The organism is Methylobacterium sp. C25 (genome assembly GCF_021352225.1).
GTDB lineage: Bacteria > Pseudomonadota > Alphaproteobacteria > Rhizobiales > Beijerinckiaceae > Methylobacterium.
Genome location: NZ_JAAUVI010000002.1, coordinates 57415 through 75890, shown reverse-complemented (window position 1 = coordinate 75890; position 18476 = coordinate 57415). Strand labels below are relative to the sequence as shown.

The 18476-nt window shown below is 64.5% G+C and carries 20 protein-coding genes; 17 read left to right on the top strand and 3 right to left on the bottom strand.

What is annotated here, in order from left to right:
* Positions 1 to 218 precede the first annotated feature (218 nt).
* Together HCU64_RS06540 and HCU64_RS06535 are read left to right on the top strand one after the other, a co-directional pair.
* Entirely contained in the window at positions 219 to 395 is a 177-nt protein-coding gene (locus HCU64_RS06540) for a hypothetical protein (RefSeq protein WP_233383035.1), read from the top strand.
* A gap of 473 nt (positions 396 to 868) precedes the next feature.
* The gene (locus HCU64_RS06535) at positions 869 to 1015 is read left to right on the top strand and encodes a hypothetical protein (RefSeq protein WP_233383034.1); all 147 of its coding nucleotides are present in this window, start codon (positions 869 to 871) and stop codon (positions 1013 to 1015) included.
* Between the two features lie 11 nt (positions 1016 to 1026).
* On the opposite strand, the gene HCU64_RS06530 is transcribed toward HCU64_RS06535, so the two are convergent.
* Positions 1027 to 1278 (bottom strand): hypothetical protein, encoded by a 252-nt coding sequence (locus HCU64_RS06530; protein ID WP_233383033.1) that lies wholly within the window; start codon positions 1276 to 1278, stop codon positions 1027 to 1029.
* 38 nt (positions 1279 to 1316) lie between these two features.
* Between HCU64_RS06530 and HCU64_RS06525 the strand changes: the two genes are divergently transcribed.
* The 8 genes from HCU64_RS06525 to HCU64_RS25580 are packed head-to-tail and all read left to right on the top strand — an operon-like array spanning position 1317 to position 5403.
* The gene (locus tag HCU64_RS06525) at positions 1317 to 1982 is read left to right on the top strand and encodes a hypothetical protein (protein ID WP_233383032.1); all 666 of its coding nucleotides are present in this window, start codon (positions 1317 to 1319) and stop codon (positions 1980 to 1982) included.
* Positions 1979 to 2320: a hypothetical protein gene (locus tag HCU64_RS06520; protein ID WP_233383031.1), complete on the top strand. Its 342-nt coding sequence runs from the start codon at positions 1979 to 1981 to the stop codon at positions 2318 to 2320. Before HCU64_RS06525 ends, HCU64_RS06520 begins: the two co-directional genes overlap by 4 nt.
* A gap of 53 nt (positions 2321 to 2373) precedes the next feature.
* Entirely contained in the window at positions 2374 to 3000 is a 627-nt protein-coding gene (locus HCU64_RS06515; protein WP_233383030.1) for a hypothetical protein, read from the top strand.
* A gap of 1 nt (position 3001) precedes the next feature.
* A complete protein-coding gene (locus tag HCU64_RS06510; RefSeq protein WP_233383029.1) occupies positions 3002 to 3454 on the top strand; it encodes a phage tail terminator-like protein in 453 nt (150 codons plus the stop codon).
* Positions 3455 to 3486: 32 nt separating this feature from the next.
* Positions 3487 to 4419 (top strand): phage tail tube protein, encoded by a 933-nt coding sequence (locus HCU64_RS06505; protein WP_233383028.1) that lies wholly within the window; start codon positions 3487 to 3489, stop codon positions 4417 to 4419.
* A gap of 11 nt (positions 4420 to 4430) precedes the next feature.
* Complete coding sequence (locus HCU64_RS06500) at positions 4431 to 4631, top strand: hypothetical protein (protein ID WP_233383027.1); 201 nt, start codon at positions 4431 to 4433, stop codon at positions 4629 to 4631.
* The gene (locus HCU64_RS06495; protein WP_233383026.1) at positions 4628 to 5053 is read left to right on the top strand and encodes a hypothetical protein; all 426 of its coding nucleotides are present in this window, start codon (positions 4628 to 4630) and stop codon (positions 5051 to 5053) included. The genes HCU64_RS06500 and HCU64_RS06495 overlap by 4 nt, the downstream gene beginning before the upstream one ends.
* Entirely contained in the window at positions 5050 to 5403 is a 354-nt protein-coding gene (locus HCU64_RS25580; RefSeq protein ID WP_442785934.1) for a phage tail assembly chaperone, read from the top strand. The genes HCU64_RS06495 and HCU64_RS25580 overlap by 4 nt, the downstream gene beginning before the upstream one ends.
* On the opposite strand, the gene HCU64_RS06485 is transcribed toward HCU64_RS25580, so the two are convergent.
* Positions 5387 to 5776, bottom strand: coding sequence for a hypothetical protein (locus tag HCU64_RS06485; RefSeq protein ID WP_233383024.1), 390 nt, complete (start codon positions 5774 to 5776; stop codon positions 5387 to 5389). The two genes, HCU64_RS25580 and HCU64_RS06485, sit on opposite strands and share 17 nt — an antisense overlap.
* Here HCU64_RS06485 and HCU64_RS06480 point away from each other — a divergent pair.
* The 3 genes from HCU64_RS06480 to HCU64_RS06470 are packed head-to-tail and all read left to right on the top strand — an operon-like array spanning position 5775 to position 10410.
* A complete protein-coding gene (locus HCU64_RS06480) occupies positions 5775 to 9518 on the top strand; it encodes a phage tail length tape measure family protein (protein ID WP_233383023.1) in 3744 nt (1247 codons plus the stop codon). The genes HCU64_RS06485 and HCU64_RS06480 overlap by 2 nt on opposite strands.
* 9 nt (positions 9519 to 9527) lie before the next feature.
* Positions 9528 to 9902, top strand: a complete 375-nt coding sequence (locus HCU64_RS06475; RefSeq protein ID WP_233383022.1) for a hypothetical protein — start codon at positions 9528 to 9530, stop codon at positions 9900 to 9902.
* 4 nt (positions 9903 to 9906) lie between these two features.
* Complete coding sequence (locus tag HCU64_RS06470; RefSeq protein ID WP_233383021.1) at positions 9907 to 10410, top strand: DUF1833 family protein; 504 nt, start codon at positions 9907 to 9909, stop codon at positions 10408 to 10410.
* On the opposite strand, the gene HCU64_RS06465 is transcribed toward HCU64_RS06470, so the two are convergent.
* Positions 10411 to 10953 (bottom strand): hypothetical protein, encoded by a 543-nt coding sequence (locus HCU64_RS06465; RefSeq protein ID WP_233383020.1) that lies wholly within the window; start codon positions 10951 to 10953, stop codon positions 10411 to 10413.
* Between the two features lie 92 nt (positions 10954 to 11045).
* On the opposite strand from HCU64_RS06465, the gene HCU64_RS06460 reads away from it, so the two are divergent.
* From HCU64_RS06460 to HCU64_RS06445, 4 genes are all read left to right on the top strand, one after another.
* Positions 11046 to 11318, top strand: a complete 273-nt coding sequence (locus tag HCU64_RS06460) for a hypothetical protein (protein ID WP_233383019.1) — start codon at positions 11046 to 11048, stop codon at positions 11316 to 11318.
* Positions 11318 to 11716: a glycoside hydrolase gene (locus tag HCU64_RS06455; protein ID WP_233383018.1), complete on the top strand. Its 399-nt coding sequence runs from the start codon at positions 11318 to 11320 to the stop codon at positions 11714 to 11716. The genes HCU64_RS06460 and HCU64_RS06455 overlap by 1 nt, the downstream gene beginning before the upstream one ends.
* A gap of 2 nt (positions 11717 to 11718) precedes the next feature.
* A complete protein-coding gene (locus tag HCU64_RS06450) occupies positions 11719 to 16407 on the top strand; it encodes a host specificity factor TipJ family phage tail protein (protein ID WP_233383017.1) in 4689 nt (1562 codons plus the stop codon).
* 65 nt (positions 16408 to 16472) lie between these two features.
* A complete protein-coding gene (locus HCU64_RS06445) occupies positions 16473 to 18476 on the top strand; it encodes a hypothetical protein (protein WP_233383016.1) in 2004 nt (667 codons plus the stop codon).

Here is an 18476-nt window from a genome sequence, read left to right as displayed (position 1 = left end):
TGCGGAGGACGAGAGCTCGATGATGATGAGCCCAGCAGCAGTTGGGCGCAGTGTCGCGGCGAGTACGATCAATGGGGCCGGGCACCTCGTCCTGACCTACTCGGACGGATCGAGCGCCGATGTTGGGCGGGTAGTCGGTGCACAGGGAGATCCAGGCGTCACAGGCGCGCCCGGCGCGAAAGGGCCGCAGGGCGATGTCGGTCCCCAAGGAGTTGCCGGTGCTCAAGGAGCAAAAGGCGACAAAGGCGATGTCGGAGCGACAGGACCACAAGGAGCGGCGGGCGCCAAAGGAGACCCTGGAGCAGTGGGCGGCCAGGGTCCGGCAGGAGCAGTCGGAGCAACAGGCCCGAAAGGCGATACAGGCTCTCAAGGCAGCCAGGGAGCCGCAGGACTGAAGGGCGAAAAAGGGGACACCGGGCCAGTTGGCCCGGCAGGACCCGCGGGTGGTATAGGAGCGACCGGAGCCAGAGGCCCGCAAGGCGAATCTGGCTCACAAGGATCCAAGGGTGATGTCGGAGCCGCCGGTCCCCAAGGCGCCAAAGGCGAAACGGGCGCCACAGGCCCCGCGGGAGCCAACGGAGCAGCAGGTCCAACTGGTCCAGCAGGCCAAACGGGCTCGGTCGGACCGGGAGGCCCAAAGGGAGATGCAGGGCCTCAAGGGTCGCAAGGACCCGCCGGACCCGCAGGAGTAGCCGGGCCTCAGGGGCCCATCGGAGCCACCGGCCCTGCCGGCACACCGAAGCGGGTTGAGCGCTACACGGCAGCAGCCAACGCGAGCGGAATCGCCACGTATACGTGGTCGGCCTGCACCTCCACGCCAGACGTCGATATCATCCCGAGCTGGGTTACCATCCTCGGTGCCCAACAGATGACGACCGGCGGCGTTGCCTCGCAAAGCCTGACCGGCGCAACCGTGAACGTGAAGGTCTCGCAAGGCACGCTTGCCCTGTCCGGAACGCCCTTCCGACAGGCCGATAGCGGCACGAGCCTGACCGTGCGCGTGATCTGCAACTGATGGCGGCCGCGTCAGGACGGCTGTTCTTCCGTCGTCGGCTCGTCGGCTTGAGCCGTATTGTCTTCGACGTCGTCCTCGCTGAGTACCTCGTCGATCTCGTCGGCAAGATCCCCCATCTGACCCTCGGTCAGGAAAACACGGAAGATCTCCCCACCTTCGGCCTCAAGTGTCAGGTGGAAGCCGCCTTCCACTTGGTCGGTGAGAACTCGGGCGAGTTTCTTGATCGGGATCATGGCGATTTCCGCGCTGGTGAGGACGAGCAACGCACCATCCGGGCGTTTGTCTCATTCGTGGGTGCCGCATGAGTCTTGTTGTCATCACCCGCGCCACGGCGACCGCGCTGACGACCCCGGCGAACGTCCGTAGCGACCTCGGCCTCGCCGCAGACTCGCCGTCTGACGATCAGCTCAGGCGTTTCATCGACCAAGCCTCGGAGACAGCCGCAACCTACTGTCGACGCATCTTCGGTCGACAGACAATGCGGGAGCACTTCGACCTCTGTCGCCGCGGCACTTGGTGTGCAGAGCCGCTACTCTCGGGCGCTCCAGTGAACTCGGTCGCGAGCGTCTCGCTCGACGGTACGGTGTTAGATCCGTCCGGCTATCGGCTCGACGAAGAGCCCGCAGATCCGATCTCACTGTTCTATCTCCGACTCCTGCATAGCGGCACGCCGATCCTCTGGCGCGGACGCAGCGCTGCAGTCGAGTACAAAACCGGCTGGTTTCTGCCGAGCGATTCCGGCTCCGCGCCCGCTGGCGTTCCGCTTCTGCCTGCCGCTGTCGAGCGGGCCGTGATCCTCCTCGTCGGCGTCGCCCTCTCGGGCTCAGGCCGGGACATTATGATCAAGAGCGAGCAAACCGAGGGCGTCGGCCAGACCGATTACTACGTCCAGGGTACGTCGGCCGCCCTCCCGCATCCCGAGGCCGAATCCATCCTATCGGCATACCGCAGGGTGATGTTCGCGTGAGCCTCGCCGCGCAGGAGATCTCGAAGCTCGATCGGCAGGTCGCCAGGAAGGGCCAGACTATCCAGCTGCGGAAGGCCGCGGCGAAGGATGGGAGCCAGGACAAGGGCCTTCGGGCCTTCGTGCGTGGCTACAAGCCGGACGAACTCGCTGGAGGTGTCCAGCAAGGCGACAGCACGGTGATCGTGTCGCCGACAGAGCTCGCGAAATCCGGGTTCGCTGGACCCATCGTTCGATTGGATCGTGTTGTCGTTGCGGGCCGGGTTCGAAGCATCGAGGTCGCCAACCCGGTGATGCTCAACGACCAGGTTGTGAGGATCGAGCTCTGGGTGCGGGGCTGATGGCTGGCCGGACCTCGGTCCGCATCGATCCCATCGCTCGCGACATCGCGCTGATGCTCGACGAGGAGCTTTCACCGGATGCGCAGCAGGCGTTTCTCGCCGAGGCCGCGCAGGACGCGCTCTCTGAGGCGCAGGATACCAATCGGCAGGCCCTGGGCTACGTCCCGGAACACGAGACCTTCATTGACGGGGCGCGCCGCGAGACGCTCGCCGGCATCATGCCAAAGAGCAGCGTGCTGTTCGAATTCAAGCTGCTCACCGACATCATCGAATGGGTCGACGAGCAGTTGATCATCCACTCGCCCGTGAAGCGCGGCACTTATGCGCGGTCGCACGTCTGGTTCGCGGATGATGTCGAGTTCGACTCGTCGGAGCCGCCGCCGGCCGAGCAGTACGTGGTGCTGAACGAGGTTCCGTACGCGCGGAAGATCGAGCGCGGACAGTCCAACCAAGCGCCCGACGGCGTCTACCAAGGCGTTGCCACGCTCGCGAAACGACGGTTCGGCAACGTCGCCTATGTCGGGTTCGGCTACCGACCGTTCCCAGGCGGCGCTGTCGGCAAATGGGCGCAGTCGGCCAACGCTACGGCACTCGCCAAGCGGGTCCGTGGTGGAAACCCGCGGACGCACGAAGATTGGCTGACCCGTCAGCCCGCCATCATCATTGATCCGGGCCGCTGACATGCCGCTGAAGCTCGTCGTCGACGCTGTCGAAGGGCGCCTGGCCGCCGACTGGTCGTCAGAGACTGCAGTGCAAGCTCGTCTGGACGCCGGGCTCGGCGAATGCCCAGTCTTCGGTGTCAATTTCGAGGGCGACACGCCGGCCGAGGACGGCACCTTCGTTCAAGTCTCGTACCCGGTGGCGAACGGCGAACAGCTTACGATCGGTGCGCCGGGCAGCAACGTCTATCGAGAGACTGGCACGTTTCAGCTCGATGTTATGGCGCGCCGCGCGGGCGGTGTCGCAGACGGCCTCACACTGGCCGATCAGCTCGCTGCGCTGTTCCGAGGGAAAGAATTCGGAGGCGTGCAGACCTTCGCGCCATCCTCCCCAGCGATCGACGATCGTAACGACAACGGCCGGTACTTCATCCTTTCGGTCGCGGTCCCCTACCAAGCGGACCTCTTCGGCTAGCCGCCGCTGCGCCTACCATCCAGGAGACAGCCATGACGATTGCAAGCGGTTCGACCCGCCGGATTGCCTATGTGCCGGAGACGGTATTCGGCACGACCCCGGCGACGCCCTCGTTCAAGACGTTCCGGGCCACTGGCGGTGGCCCCCGTACGAACAAGACAACCGGCACCTCGGACGAGATCCAGGCCGATCGCAACGTCCGCGACGAGTTTCAGCTCGGACAGGACGTGGCCGGCGCCTACAACTTCGAGCTCGCCTACGGCAATCTCGATGACCTGCTCGAGGGCGTCCTGTTCGGCGCCTGGGCGACCGACGTCCTGAAAAACGGCGTGACCGCGAAGAGCTTTACCTTCGAGGAAACCGTTGACCTCGGCGGCGGCAACAAGTCGTTCTCCCGCTTCGACGGCTGCATGGTCTCGATGCTGAGCCTAGCCATCGCATCGCGAGCGGCGATCACCGGCTCTGTCACTTTGATGGGCCAGCAGGAAGCGCTCGACACCGCGATCGTCACCGGCGCGACCTACGCGGCGCCCGGCACGACGCCGATCTCTACCGCCTCAGCCAACGTCGCGGCACTCACGGTGACTGGCATCGCGACCCCGCCGAAGGTTCGCAGCCTCAACATCGAGATCAACAACAACCTGCGGACCCGTCCGCTCGTCGGCAGCCTGTTCACCGACAGCTTCGGCTATGGCCGCTGCGAGGTTACCGGCACTCTCGAATGCTACTTCGAGACGAACGACCTCTATCAGAAGGTGCTCGACCACGGCAGCGGCGCGCTGTCCTTCACGGTCGGGAATGCTCCGAACAAGAAGTACACCTTCTCGCTGCCCAAGATCATCTTCGGCAACGGCGAGCGTCGGCCGGGCGGCAACAACGACGACGTGATGGTCTCGATCCCGTTCCGTGCCGTCTACGACGACACCTCGGCGGCGACCATCGTCCTCACCCGCAACGTCGCATAGGGGCCGCCGCGATGAAGACCGTCCGCATCACAGAAACCTTCGACGGCTACCCGAACGACAAGGACGAGCGCCGGTTCACGGCCGGCGACGAGCCGGAGCTGTCGGATAAGTTCGCCGATCTCATCATCGGGAAGGGACTGGCGAAGGAGATCGCTCCGAAGCCGGTGCCTGCCGCCATTCCCGCCACCGCTCAGAAGGACGCCGACGCGTGAAGCTCTCCGCCATCCGCAGGAACACCACGGCCGTCGAGCAGGGGCGGTGGATCGAGAATATCCCGGGCATGGGCGATCTCCGCCTCCGAGTGCGCGGGTCCGGCAACAAGGACTGGAATCGCCTGCAGAACGATCTGGTCGCCAGGGTGCCGCGCGAGAACCGCCTGCGCGGGCTCTCGGATGACGACGCATTCGCCATCGACACCGAATGCCTGCTGGAGAGCATCCTACTGGAATGGGACAACCTCACCGGCGACGGCGCGGTCGGCGACCTCGACAGGCCCGTGCCGTACTCCGCAGAGACTGCCCGCCGCCTGCTCTCGGAGCCCGAGTACATCGTGTTCCGGAATGCGGTGACCTGGGCGGCGGGTGTCGTTTCCTCCGATGCTGAGGCAGACGCCAAGGCCGACGCAAAAAACTGACAGACGCGCTCGCCTGGGATCTGGAGTGGGGCGAGCGCGCTGCTTGGCTGTTAGAGCTGGCAGATGAAGACGGTACGGCGCCGAAAGCGCTTCTGAACCGGCCGGACCTGCCAGATCACCTCGTCTTCGCCCGTGATGCGTTCTGGTCGCTGTCGCCAGACCGCCCGCTGGGTGCTCTTGGCGGATGCGGTCATATCCCCTGGTCGAGCATTGAGCGGTACGCGGCAAGGCACGGCATCACCGATCCTGATGCCTTTGAGCGGTTCGAAGCGCTCATTGGGGCTCAGGACCGGGTCTACCTGAAGGACGTAGCGGCGAAGGCGAAGATAGCGACTAACAGCGCGCCTTAAAGCAGCTTTCTCCCAGGATATTGACGCCGATCAAGTCCAGGTCGGCCTTCTGTCTGACGCACCACTCCTCAATGCCCAGATAAGAGATCTGTTCTGCATATTGCTTAGTGTATTCAGCGCCCAGCGCAAAAAACAAGTCGCCATTCGCCTTCTTTGTTGCCGATTTAATTCTCATGGCGACCAATGCATTGGTCTTCTCTTTATTGACCAAAAAGACGTTTTTGCACCCGGTTCCGACTGCAGCGAGACGCGCGACCACTTGCGCATCAATATTTATTTCGTCTGCGAGCCGATCTGCGTCGGCCGAACTTGTCGACAGACCGAGCCCCAGTGCGCTGACGATCCACACGCTCGAAGTCAGGTAGTCCTTCATGGCTTCACTCACCACTATCCGCACCGTGAAGGTAAGCTACGAGTCGACCGGTGCGGAGAAGTTCCGGGCCGACGGCGACGCTGCAGCTGCTTCTCAGGACAAGCTAGGGCAGTCCGCCGACAAGGCAGCGGTTGCTACGGAGCAGGCTGCGCGTCGCATCGGCTCGGCGACCACGTCGTATGACCGCATTCGTTCGTCGGTGGACCCGGTCTATCGCGCCCAGCTTCAGCTTGAGCAGCAGACTCTCAAGCTCGGGTCGGCCTTTCAGCGGGGCGGCACGGACGCCGCGAGCCATGCTCAAACCCTTGCGCTGTTGGAGGCGCGCTACAGTAGTGTCGCGAACGCTGCGCAGAACGCAGCGGCTGCCGAGGTGTCGCGGGCGCGTGCCGAGCAGACTGCGAGCTCGGCTCAGTACAACATCAACCAGCTTCTGGGCGTGGATCGCTCGACCGGATCATCAGCGCGGGCCTCGGCCGCCATTTTCGAAGAGGCCGCGCGTGAGCGTGAAGCGGCCGAGGCGCTGGTCGCCGCGCGTGAGGAGTTTATTTCCACGGCGCGCGCCCAGCAGTCCGCGCTAACGGCTCAGTTCGACATCAACGGCCGCCTGGGTGTCGATGCCGGCACTAAGAGCGCCCGTGCTTCGGCGGCTGTGTTTGAGGAGCTCTATCGCGAGGAGGCCGACCAGCAGCGGCGCATTGTCGACCTGCGCTCGACGTCGGCCAAAAATGTAGCCGCTGGATGGGGGCAGCTAGGCGCGCAAGGAAGCGCAGCGCTCGCGAACATCGAGGCGAGTCGTCGTCTCGGGACGCTCGGCGCGCCCCAGGCCGCCAACCAAAACAATCGGCAGATCAGCGAGGAGTTTCGCAACCAGGCGCTGCTGAACATCGGCATCCAGGGAAAGGACTTCTTCGAGCAAGTTCTCTCGGGCAGCTCGCCGATCCGCGCGGGCCTGATGCAGTTACCAACGGCGGCGACGATTGCCGGGCAGGCCGGCCTGGGCGCTGGCGACGTCATCGGCGGGATCGCTGGCAAGGTGAAGGACCTCGCCGACGGCGCGGCCGGCGCTGCCCGCGGGCTCGGTCTGGTAGGCGGGGCGATCGGTGTCGTGACGACGGCCGCCGGCCTCGGCATCACCGCGCTCGCATCTTACCGGGCGCAGCAGAAGGATCTTCAGCTCTCGGTGTCCGGCATCGGGCGAGCCAGCGGTGCCAGCGTCGGCCAGATCAATTCGTCTGCCCTTGGCTCCGCGATGGGTGCCGGGCTGTCGGTCTCTTCCGCGCGCGACATGGCCGCCGAATACGCCGCCACGGGCCGGATCGGCTCGGAGATGTACGGCAAGCTCCTGGGGTCCGCTCGCGACTACGCTGCAACGACCCGACAGGAAGTACCGGACGCCAACAAGGCGCTCGCCGAAGCATTCGCCGACCCTGTGAAGGGTGCGGAGATGCTGAACGCACAGCTAGGATTCCTCGACGCCACCACCAAGGAGACCATCGAACGCTTCGACGCGCAGGGCAATCGGCTCGCTGCGCAGAAGGCTCTGTTCGACGCCTTCTCGACGAGCCTCGTGAATGCCGATCAAAGGCTGGGGTTCTTCTCGCGCCAGTGGCAGGAGTTCTCCCGGAACACGAGCAATGAATTCGACGCGATCGGTCGGTTCGTCGACAAGGGTCTCGGCGGCGGCGACGCCGAAGAGCGCCTGAAAACCCTACAGAGCCAGCTCAGCTTTCGCCAGCGGAACATGGGCACTGCCGGCGGCATCTTTGACGGTCTGCTGGGCTTCGATGTCGATACGATCAAGCGACAGATCGCCGAGGTGCAGGCCGAGATCGACAAAGCCAGCAAGCAAAGCAGCACGGCCTCACTAGCTCAGCGCGGGCTGCAAACCGACGCGTTGGTCCGATCGCTCAATCCCACGACCCAATCTCTAAAGCAGCTTGAAGATGGCGCGTCCCGCATTCGGAAGGATCTCGCCGACGGCGTGATCGACAAGGACGGCACATCCCGGCGCTCGATGGACGGTTTGGCCGCCTCGGCGAAGCAGTTGCGCGAGGATATGGCGGCAGGCGGGACCGCCTTCGCCAATGCGGTCCGCGATGCCCAGTACGGCCTCAAGACGGTTGGTTTCACGCCGCAGGGGCGCTCCGCCGCCGACATCAACAAGCGCGCCGAGGACGACATCCGCTCAGCGAACCTCAACCGCGAGGATCCGCTTCTCCGCGACTTCCAGATCAATTCGATTAAGGAGCGTCAGCGCCTCGAGCTGCAAACGCTGACCAGCCAGTCCTCGCTGGACCTGACGACAGGCGGAGGAGCCTTCGCTCGACTGTCCGGGCAAATCCAACAGCAGATCCTGGCGGCAGCCCAGAACCCACAGTTCGGTCAGATCCCCGCCAGCATCGTGGCCGCCATTGCCGAGCGCGAGTCTACCGGCGACCTCAACATCGGCTACACCAAGGAGCGCAACCCGGACGGCTCGGTCGGCACGGCATACGGGCTTGGTCAGATCACGCGCGGGACGGCGGCGGATGCGGTGCGACGCGGCTTCCTCCCCGGCGACTTCGATCGGATGGACACCTCGACAATGGTCGAGGGCATCTATGGCGTGCTTCAGATGAAGCTGAAAGATGCCGGCGGCGATCTCGGCAAGGCGCTGAATAACTATGGGACCGGCCCCGGCTACGGTGCCGATATCCTGCGGCGCGCCGGCCAGATGGGCGACCCGTCCACGCAAGGTCTGATCCGCGACCAGGACGCGCTCACGCGCTCCCAGCGCGATGCGAGCCAGCAGCTCGACAACCTCAACCGCAACTACGGCGTCAATGGCGCAGCCCTGGAGACGATTCAGCAGCGCCAGGCCAAATACAACGAGTTGCTCGATCGTGGCGTCTCGGCCAGCGATGCGGCCTCGATCGCCTTCGGCGGGCTCATCGACAAGACGGTGACGCTCGCGCAGCAGGCAAAGCTTGTTCAGTTCGCGCGAGATGACGATTTTGCTCGCGCTCAGCTTGGTCGAGACGCGACCGATCAGCAGGCTTATGCGCGTGCACGCAGCCTCGTCGGCGACACCTCGACCCCGGCCGCGCAGTCTGTGATCGAGCGCTCTCGCGCGACCATCGATCTCGCCGACCAGAAGTCGATGATCACCGAAGGCGTGACGTCGTTCGCGACGGCCCTGCGCCGGGGAGGAGACGCGGCAGAGGCGCTGTCCAATGCCTTCGGCAATGCCGCCGATCGGCTGATCTCGAAAGCGCTCGACAGCGTCATCAGCCAAGGTTTCGGCATACTCACGAAGGGAGGCGGCGGCGACCTCTTCGGCTCGATCGGCAAGTTCTTCGGCTTCGCTGATGGCGGCTGGACCGGCCCCGCAGCGCCTCACGTCCCAGTCGGCGTTGTTCACGGCAACGAGTATGTCTTCGATGCTCGCGCCACAGCACGCATTGGCGTGAGCACGCTTGAGGCGATGCGTCGAGGTGCTCGAGGCTACGAGATTGGCGGCTTCGTCGGCAATGGGTCGCATGGCGGCATGGTCGGGATGCCTGCCGCCAACGGAAACGCTGGGCCGCCCGTCGTGAACGTCATCAACAATGGCGAGCCGGTCAGCGCCGAGGTGAAGCAGAGATCAGACGGATCGATGGACATCATCCTCGACAAGATCGAGGCACGTTCTGCCAGTCGGGTGGCAAGCGCGCAGGGGCCGCTGGCGGCAGCGGTTTCCGGCGGCCGTCGGCTTCGGGGTTGATCCGTGGCTTTGTCCATCTGGCCCGCCGGCGTCCGCTACCGGCCGCTGCGCGATCCCTACAACGTCCCGCAGCGGTTTGCGCCTCCGGCAGCGACCGAGATGGAGGACGGGCCGGAGAGAATGCGGGCCACCTCGATCGCGATCTGGTCGAAGCTGGCCTACCAGATCAGCATGCCGAACGCAGAGTTCGACACGCTCGACACCTTCGTGGTCGTGACGCTCGTTCAGGGCACGGCCCGATTCAAGATGCCGGTCGGACGGCCAAACACGCCCGACCCCTGGCCACAGAAGATCGTCTACATCGAGAAGGGCACTTGGCAGGCGAAGCCTGATGGCCCTGATCGGATGATCGTGACTTTCACCCTCAACGTCCTGGACTGGTGAGCGTGTGCCGACAGCCGCCGAGCAATCCCGCGACGAGGCCTATGCCTCCGGGCCGGTCGATCAGGTCGTCCGCCATGTCGTGGAACTCGATCACCCGTCCTTTGATGCGCCGCTCTACTTCATGGCCGCCGTCGAAGAGGACGTAACGATCACGCTGGAGAACGGAACGTCGGTCACGGCCATCGCCTGCGCTTTCGACCTTACGCCGCCGGGCTTCGAGGATAGCGGTCCGACCCCGGCCCAACTCTCGATCGACGGCGTGTCCTACAAGCTCTTCCCTGTACTGAAGGATGCAGTCGGTGCCGGCTCCATCAAGGTCACGTACCGTGCCTATCTCGGCGACGACCTCGCGACCCCGGTAGACCTGATCGAAGGTCTCGAACTGAAGAAGGTCAGCCTCTCGGCCACGTCGGCGCAGGGCGAGCTTTCGTTCAAGGAGATCGCGACACAGGCCTTCCCGCGCCGGACCTACGATATCGAGACCTATCCGGGTCTGTGGAATTCCTGATCAGCGGAACGAGAACGTCGCTCCGCCCTTCACAAGGTTCTGCGTCTCGCTGCGCGCGTAGCCGCCGAATACCAGAATGTCCTCGCGCACTCGATAAGTACCACTGATCGAGCCTGCGCCTCGGCCGTCAAAGCCGGCGCCCGATACGGTGACAGCGAACCGATCGCCTGGGTTGGGCGGCATGACGGTCAGCGCGGAAGCGAGGGCAATGCCTTGGCTCAGTCGATCAAAGTCTCTGCGCATGAAGAAAGCGAATTGATCCTGGCGTGCCTGCTGGTCCCGCAGCTGCTGCGCTGAAGCGAATTGATCAATGCTAATGTACTGCCGGTTACCAATACCATCGCCGACGAATGTCACCCCACTTGTTGGCACGACGTACGTCTGAACATATCCGTTAAGCGCAGGTTGCGTTCCATTATAGATCGGAAGATTTATCACATTTGCCGGGTCAACTGGCTTGGCTGCCTGAAACTGATCCAGCACCTGTGCTTGTGGCGCTGCGCCACTCAGCAGCATAGCCGCGGCAAATAACAGCAATCTCATGACGCTCTCCATGGCGTCACTGAAAACAGCCGCGCAACCGAGAGTCGAGTGCGGTCAGGCCACACCGCATTCTTCACATCGTGAGAGATCCCATGAACCGACGCTTCTTCATGCGGTGGCTTGGCATTGCGCCGGTTGCCGCGCTTGTAGCTGTGGCTGTGATTTGTGATCCCGAGCGCATCACAGGCTCGTTTGGCGCTCCCAACGATCAAGCCAGTTTCACGTTGGATCTCATGCCTGATGGGACCAGTCGTGTCATCGTAGATGCGAGCGCCTTTGAGATCCGCGCCGACAGCGGCATGACGTATCCGTTCCGTTTTGACGGGGCGACTATGCACGTTCCGAACCTCACGACTGCTGGCTGATGCTGGATCCGGCGGCCTATGTCTCGGCGATCCAAGGGCGCCCCTGGTCGGTCGGTCAGCATTGCTGGTGCCTCGTCCAGGATGTGCAGCGCGATCTCTTCGGGCGCGGCCTGCCGACCGTCGACATCGATGACAAGCCGAATGCCCGCGAACTCGTGAGGGCGTTCCATGGCCATCAGGAGCGTGCTCGCTGGCAGCAGGTGCCGGCGCCGGTCCACGGAGCCATCGTCCTGATGCACCGGCCCGGCAGCCACGCCCGAGCGATCCATGCCGGCGTCTACCTCGACCTCGACGGCGGCGGCGTTCTGCATGCTGATGAGGAGGCGGGCGTGACCTTCGACGATCCGGCGAGCCTCAACCTGCGCAACTGGCGCACAGAGTTCTACGTCCCGCGCTGATCATGCACCTCCTGACGCTCAATGCAGCGGGCAAGTCTCTTGCGCCGCCGCGGACGCTCGACCCGCGCCGCCGTCGCCTCTCGCAGGTGGTCGGTCGGCACGTCGACAAGTCGCGCCCGCATATGATCGCTATCCAGCGGGCGCGTGACCCGTTGCAGCCGATCGACGAGGCGTGGGTTACGCGCGGCCGAAACAAGGCCGGAGACGTGAAGCCCTGGCCGCGACGCTACCTGCCGGCCGACGCGGTTGTCGTCGTGGTCTACCTGCCGCGCGGTGGCATCGGTGGCGGATCAGCCGGCTCGCGCCGGAAGTCGCCGCTTTCCATCGCTCTCGGTATTGCCGGGCTCGCGCTCGCCGCCTTCGCTGGCCCGATCGCGGGCGCGCTGCTGCCGTCCCTGGTGTTCGGCTCGACGGCGACCTTCGCCCTACAAGCCGGCCTTGTCATCGGCGGGACCGCGCTGCTCTCCCTGGCGTCCCGCGCCAAGGCGAACAAGACCCCGACCGACACGACGCAGATCTATGGCGTTTCCGGCGGCGGCAATCTGCCGAAGCCCGGCGACCGCATCCCGCGCGGCTACGGCCGGTCGTGGATGAAGCCGGACCTCTCGCAGCCGGACTTCTCGCAGTACGACGGTGATGATCAGATCCTGCTCAAGCGCCACACGAATGGGCTCGGCAAGTATCACATCTACCAGGTCCGCGCCGGCAAGCAGGTGATGTGGAAGGAAGGCTCGGGGTTCCTCCCGCCCTTCGACGATGCTCGCAACGCAATCGAGTTCCTGTACGGCACGCCGTCGACGCTGGTCCCGAGCAACGTCATTTCGGCGGCGGGCGTCGGCGGCCAGCTTCCCCGGCCGGAAGACAATCCGACCATCGCCGGCCCCTTCCTGATCAATCAGACGGGCGCGCTCATCAACCGCCTTCAGGTCGACTTCCAGTTCCCACAGGGCATCTCGAGCACGATCACCACCAAATCGAAGGTGGTGCTCTCCAACCAGGTGGGCGCGTGGTCGGTGCTGTTCGAGTATGCGCCGATCGACGCTGGCGGGACGATCACCGGCCCTTGGCAGACGCTCTACAGCGGCAGTGACGCCACCGAGGGCTTCCGCTTCGCCACGCATCCGCTGCGCTACACCAAATTCCTCGACGTGCCGGCCGGTCGGTATGCCGTGCGTGGCCGGAACCGCCTTGCCGACACGACGGCGTCAACCGGTGCGGGGGCGGCCAACATCAACGCCGCGCAGTGGGACGGCGCCTCGGGTTGGGTGAACGACGTGGCGATCCGGCCGGGCGTCACCGAAATGGCGCTGCGCATGTACGCCACGAAGGGCAACCAAGCGTCCGCCTTCGGTGAGATCGAGATCGACGCTGCGGCGATCATCCCCGTGTGGACCGGCTCGCAGTGGGTCGAGCAAGAGACCTCGAAGGCGGTCTGGGCCTTCCTCGATATCATGCGCAACCAGGATTACGGCGGCGCGATCTCGGACAATCAGCTCGACCTCGGAACGGCGCTTTACTACGCGGGCGCACTCAGCGAGTTCGACACCTTCGACGCGACGATCCGTGGACCCGTCTCGGTCTACGAGGCGGCGGCGAGCGTGCTCCTGGCCATGCGCGCCGAGCCTGTCCATCTCGGCCGGTTCTGGAGCCTCGTGCGCGACGAGCCGAAGTCGGTGCGCCGTCACGTCATCACCCGGCGGCAGATGCTCAAGGGCTCATCTCAGATCACCTTCGACCTCGACACAGAGTCGGGCGCCGGCCACGTCATTGGGGAGTTCGATCAGGACGGCGACTACCGCGTTCCGAACCAGACGTTGGCGATCTACGGCGAGGCCTCGCTGACGCCGACGCGGCAGCGCTGGACGGGCGTAAAGAGCTACGCGCACGCTCAGCACCTTACCCGCTGGCGGGCCTCATCCGGTGCCTTCCGGCGGCAGGCCGCGCCCTTCGGCGTCGAGATGGAAGGGCGCATCTACAAGCGCGGCGACTCCATCTCGGTCGACCCGTGGTTCATCGACGTGCGCAAGGCGGCCGGCGTCGTCGACAACGACGGCGACACCCTGCACCTCGATTGCGACGTCGTGCTGGCTGCCGGCGAGATGGCGACATTGCGCGATCGAGCCGGCCGGGAATGGGGGCCGCTGGCCGTCTCGCAGGGTGCGTCCGCGCGCGACATCGTGCTTGGCGCGTCCGACCGTCAGTCGATCGAGGCCCAGACCGGGCTGACGCTCGCGAAGGTACTCTCGGACGGTCGGCGCGACATGACCACCATCGTGGTCGGCGCGCTCGTGGATCTTCAGGAAAACTACCTGATCCAATCGGCCAAGATGGACGGCGCCTACAAGGCGAACATCGAGGCGCTGATCGACGATCCTCGTGTCTGGGCAGCGATCGGCGCTGCCACCGGCAATCCTCCTCCCGGCTACGGCGGCATCCTGGAGTCCGAGAGCCCGTCGATCCTCAGCCTGACGGCCAACATCGTGCCGATCGCGGCCGGCTTCCGGCTGACCTATGCGATCCAGCCGGGACGCGGCGCACGCTCGTTCGAGGTTGGGCTGTCCTACGACAACGGCAGCCACTTCGACGCGCGCAGCGACGCCGACATGACGGGCTCGATCGAATTGAACCCGGTCGACCCGACGACGCTGGTTCTGCGGGCTCGTGCTTTCGGCGCGACGGGACTGCCGGGCGTCTTCGTCTACACGCCGGTCGACCTGCCGGCGTCGGCCTTGAACGTGGCGCTGGCGCCGATCGCCTACGACGATCTCGACGACATCGTTCAAGGCCAGCTCGACAAGATCACCCCTGTCGTCGAAGGTCTCGACAATCTCCGTAAGGCCCTCGCACTCGATCCATCCGTGCGCCAGGGTTACGTCGACACCATCATCGGTGACCTTCGCGGCGATCTGGAGCTTCTGCTCACCTCGGCGGATCGGAACCAGCAGGCGCTTGCCGATCTGCAGGGCTCTCTGGCCTCAGCTGGCCTTGAGGTCATCCCTGCCGAGGGCCGTGCCCGGTTCTACGCGATCGAGGCGCTGCAGAGTGAGGTCGGAACGCAGGTCACGAGCCTTTCGGTGAATGTCGATGCGCTCAAGCACCAAGTCGAGCTCTATGGCTCGGTGCAGACCGGCGACCTCTCCGGGCTGATCTCGCAAATCACCACGGTTTCGCAGACACTGAACGCGCTCCAGGGCACGATCTCCAGCCTCGTGACGAGCGCGCAGTTCAACCCGCTGATTTCCCGTCTGGGATCGGCGGAAACGCGGCTCGACGCGCAGGCCGCTTCCATTGCCAGCAAGGCCGAGCAGGCGACCGTGAGCGCTCAAGGCCTGCAGATCAGCCAAGTGCAGCAATCGCTCAACGCCGCGTTGGGCACTATCTCGCAGGCGGTCCAATCGACCAACTCGGCCTCGCTCGATCAGGCCCTGCTTCCAAAGACGCTCACCGGCTTTCTGGGCTTGCTTGGCGAGCAGCTCGGCGCCTTGTCGCAGAGCTTCGCTCGGGCCGAGTCCAACCTGTCCGCGGGCTTCGATGATGCGGGTCGGGCGACGGCTCAGGTCCAAACGAAGCTCTTCAGCTTCCAGGATCAGGCCGCCGCGCAGTTCGTCTCGGTCACCAAGGCAGTTGCCGATGCGACGCAGGCGCTCGTCCAAACACAGGCGCTCTACGATGCTCAGTTCGCGTCGACGACGGCGACCATCAGCCAGCTGACCCAAACCGTTGCGACAGGCGAAAGCGCGCTCGCGCAGCGGCTTGATGCCTACCTCGTTCGACTGGGGAGTGCCGAGGGTTCGGTCGCGTCGGAGACACAGGCACGGATCTCTGCGGACGGTGTTCTGACCTCGAATTACGACGCTCTGCTCTCGCGGGTTGGTGGCGTAGAAGCTGGAGTTTCGAACGAAGCGCAGGCCCGCGCCTCTGGTGATGCGGCCAACGCCTCCAGCATCACGACGCTGTTTGCGCAGAGTTCGGCGGGCACGGCTGCGGGGCGCTTTGGGATGAGCGCCGTTTCGGCACCGTCCGGGGTGTCGGTTCGCCTCGCCGCTGTCGCCTCGACCGAAACCTATGGCGTCCAGCGCAACGCGGGCTGGTATCTCGATCTGATGCCGGATGGCACGTCGCGGTTTGTGGTCGACGCAAACCTGTTCGCGCTTACCGCAAATGGCGGCCTGACCTATCCCTTCACTTTCGATGGCACGACGCTGACGGTGCCGAGCCTACGGGTGACGCAGAGCGCGATCCTGCCGGGCGCGGTGAGCACCTTCGACTCTATCGCCCTAGCCATAGGCACCGTCGATAGCGGGCAAACTTCTACGACACGCTTTGGCACCGCGCAGTCTGTCTCGCTCTCAGTTGACGCCAATGCTGGTCTTCTTGTCGGTGTTGATGCTCTAACTCGCGTTACTGCAAATTCTATCACAAATCAAAATCGCTTAACTTCCGCAACGTTCTCGCTTTATCTGTTTCTGAATGGAAACAACATCACAGGCGGTGCTCCGTTTATTGTCAACGGCGTCAATGGCTTTACAAACCCGACCACGCAGGATCGCGAGGGAACGGTTACTGTATTTCGCAAGCTCCCGCCGGGAACGCACAAGCTGGAACTCGTCTATGCTTGGCAGGGCCAGTTCTCTAACGACGTGGCCCAAATCATCGGTGGTCAGCTCGACTATCAGCTAACCAAACGCTGATACTCGGCTTCGGCCTCAACTCACCTTTTTTTATCTGCACTCCCTCATCCTGAGGACGCTCTCGCATGGCTTTTCTCACCTCGGCCACCGCTACGGCGACGGTCGCGCAAAATACCAACAGCGTTGCGATCTCGGGGATGGACCTCAACCAGGTCCAGCCCGGGATGGTGCTCTACCTCGGTGCGCGCGACCGGGTGAAAGGCGATGGCCTGATCATCGCTGCCGTGACTCCGACGGGCAACAGCGGCGGCACCATCGTGCTCATCGGCTCCGTCGATGCGCCTTACACCAACGCCGCCTTCCTCATCGACACGATCGCCTATGTCGGCGCTGCGGCCGTGCTGCAGCTCGAGGCCGATTATCAGGTTCTGAACGCCCTTCGGACCTTCGGCGGCATCAATACCAACCTCGCCGGCGGCAACCGTCAGCTCTGGCTCGATAAGAAGCTCACCAGCAGCGTGTCCTATCTCGCCTTCGCGGTCGGCGGGGTGTTGTTCGGCCGGATGGAGCAGCGGACGGTCACCTACACACCGACCGGCGGCACCACGACGACGACCGAAGCAATCACGCTGCGCACGTCGGCAGATGGCACGATCCTGACCGATGCCATCTACGTCGACACGGCGACTGGTGGTGTGGATGCGCTCGCGGACTCCGTCACGATGGTAGCCGCGTCGCTCACCGATCTCAGCTCCGCCCGTAAGAAGAAGGTCACGATCACCGGCACGGTGACGATCACGTCATTTGGTCCTGGCAAGCACCTCGAACGGCTGCTCACTTTCCAGGATGCCGGCCTCGTGCTGACGCACAACGCCACGTCGCTGAAGCTGCCGGGCGCCACCAACATCACGACACAGGCCGGCGACACTTGCCACGCCACGCAGGACTCATCCGGCAACTGGCACGTGCGCAGCTATGCGCGCGCAGACGGCACGTCGCTGAAGACCGCCGCGATCGCGTTGGCCGACATCTCGGACGCTTCCTCTGCCGGGCGCTCTCTCCTTGCGGCGGCGAACTATCCCGCGATGCTCGGCCTGTTGGGGACCGATGCCCTCTACACGCGCAAGCGCAATCGCTTCGGCAATGCCGGGATGCGGATCAGTCTGGCCAACGGCGTCAGTACGGTCTCGCCTGTAGGGGGCGGCCTGTATGTCGTTGATGGGGTCAAGGCAGAGCTGAGCTCTTCTGGCCGGATTAGCGCTCAGCAGATCGCCAGCAACTCGCCGGCAGGTTCTCCAAATCGTGTTCGCGTGACTGTCACCACGGCGGCCGGCAGCCTTGGGAGCAATGACTACTGCACGCTGTCCATCCCGATCGAGGGCATCGAGGTGGCGGACCTCAAGCTCGGATCGACGGATGCGCGCGCTTTCGTGGTGCGCAAGGGCGTGCGGCTTCCTGCCGGCACCTATGCCGTGGCGGCCAGGAACGGCGCATTCAGCCGTTGCTTCGCGAAGCTGTTCACGATCACCGGGCCCCAAGCCAACACGGATCAGATCATCACGGTGCCTATACCGGGTGACGTCGCTGGGACCTGGGCGCGAGATAATACCGTCGGCCTCGTTCTCACGCTCGTGCTCGCTGCCGGCTCCGGTCTGCAGACGGCGGGCGAGGCTTGGGCAACGGGCGGCGGTGTGAGCTCTGCTGGGCAGAGCAACTTCCTCGCCAGCACCTCGAACGTCTGTGAGTTCTTCGATGTCGGTGTGTATGAGGGCAGCGTAGCGCCGCCCTTCGAACTCGCGAGCCAGGATGACGATGCTCGCAGATGCCGGCGGTACTGGCGTTTCCTGCCGGCCTGCTCCGGCAACTGGTGGGAGAGCGACGGCACGAAGTTCGCCGCCACGGCCGATTTCTCGACCGAACCGATGCGCGTGCCGCCAGCCGCGTCCCTGATCAGCGGTTCCGGCGCAATCCAGCGGCCGGGCTCTGCCGTCGTGAACGTGACCGGCGCAACGGTCGGCTTCGCCAGCACTACGGCGGCTCAGATCACTTTGGCCACCCCAGCACAGACGGCCGGTCTCGTGGGCAGCTTCGCGGGCGGCGGTGCCGTCGGCCTGGATTCGAGGATGTGA

What these genes read in the sequence shown, in the direction of transcription:
- HCU64_RS06535 (WP_233383034.1), top strand. Translation starts at nt 869, where the DNA reads ATGACGACCGGCGGCGTTGCCTCGCAAAGCCTGACCGGCGCAACCGTG.
- HCU64_RS06525 (WP_233383032.1), top strand. Translation starts at nt 1,317, where the DNA reads ATGAGTCTTGTTGTCATCACCCGCGCCACGGCGACCGCGCTGACGACC.
- HCU64_RS06515 (WP_233383030.1), top strand. Translation starts at nt 2,374, where the DNA reads ATGCTCGACGAGGAGCTTTCACCGGATGCGCAGCAGGCGTTTCTCGCC.
- HCU64_RS06510 (WP_233383029.1), top strand. Translation starts at nt 3,002, where the DNA reads ATGCCGCTGAAGCTCGTCGTCGACGCTGTCGAAGGGCGCCTGGCCGCC.
- HCU64_RS06505 (WP_233383028.1), top strand. Translation starts at nt 3,487, where the DNA reads ATGACGATTGCAAGCGGTTCGACCCGCCGGATTGCCTATGTGCCGGAG.
- HCU64_RS06500 (WP_233383027.1), top strand. Translation starts at nt 4,431, where the DNA reads ATGAAGACCGTCCGCATCACAGAAACCTTCGACGGCTACCCGAACGAC.
- HCU64_RS06480 (WP_233383023.1), top strand. Translation starts at nt 5,775, where the DNA reads ATGGCTTCACTCACCACTATCCGCACCGTGAAGGTAAGCTACGAGTCG.
- HCU64_RS06485 (WP_233383024.1), bottom strand. Translation starts at nt 5,776, where the DNA reads ATGAAGGACTACCTGACTTCGAGCGTGTGGATCGTCAGCGCACTGGGG.
- HCU64_RS06465 (WP_233383020.1), bottom strand. Translation starts at nt 10,953, where the DNA reads ATGAGATTGCTGTTATTTGCCGCGGCTATGCTGCTGAGTGGCGCAGCG.
- HCU64_RS06460 (WP_233383019.1), top strand. Translation starts at nt 11,046, where the DNA reads ATGAACCGACGCTTCTTCATGCGGTGGCTTGGCATTGCGCCGGTTGCC.
- HCU64_RS06455 (WP_233383018.1), top strand. Translation starts at nt 11,318, where the DNA reads ATGCTGGATCCGGCGGCCTATGTCTCGGCGATCCAAGGGCGCCCCTGG.
- HCU64_RS06450 (WP_233383017.1), top strand. Translation starts at nt 11,719, where the DNA reads ATGCACCTCCTGACGCTCAATGCAGCGGGCAAGTCTCTTGCGCCGCCG.
- HCU64_RS06445 (WP_233383016.1), top strand. Translation starts at nt 16,473, where the DNA reads ATGGCTTTTCTCACCTCGGCCACCGCTACGGCGACGGTCGCGCAAAAT.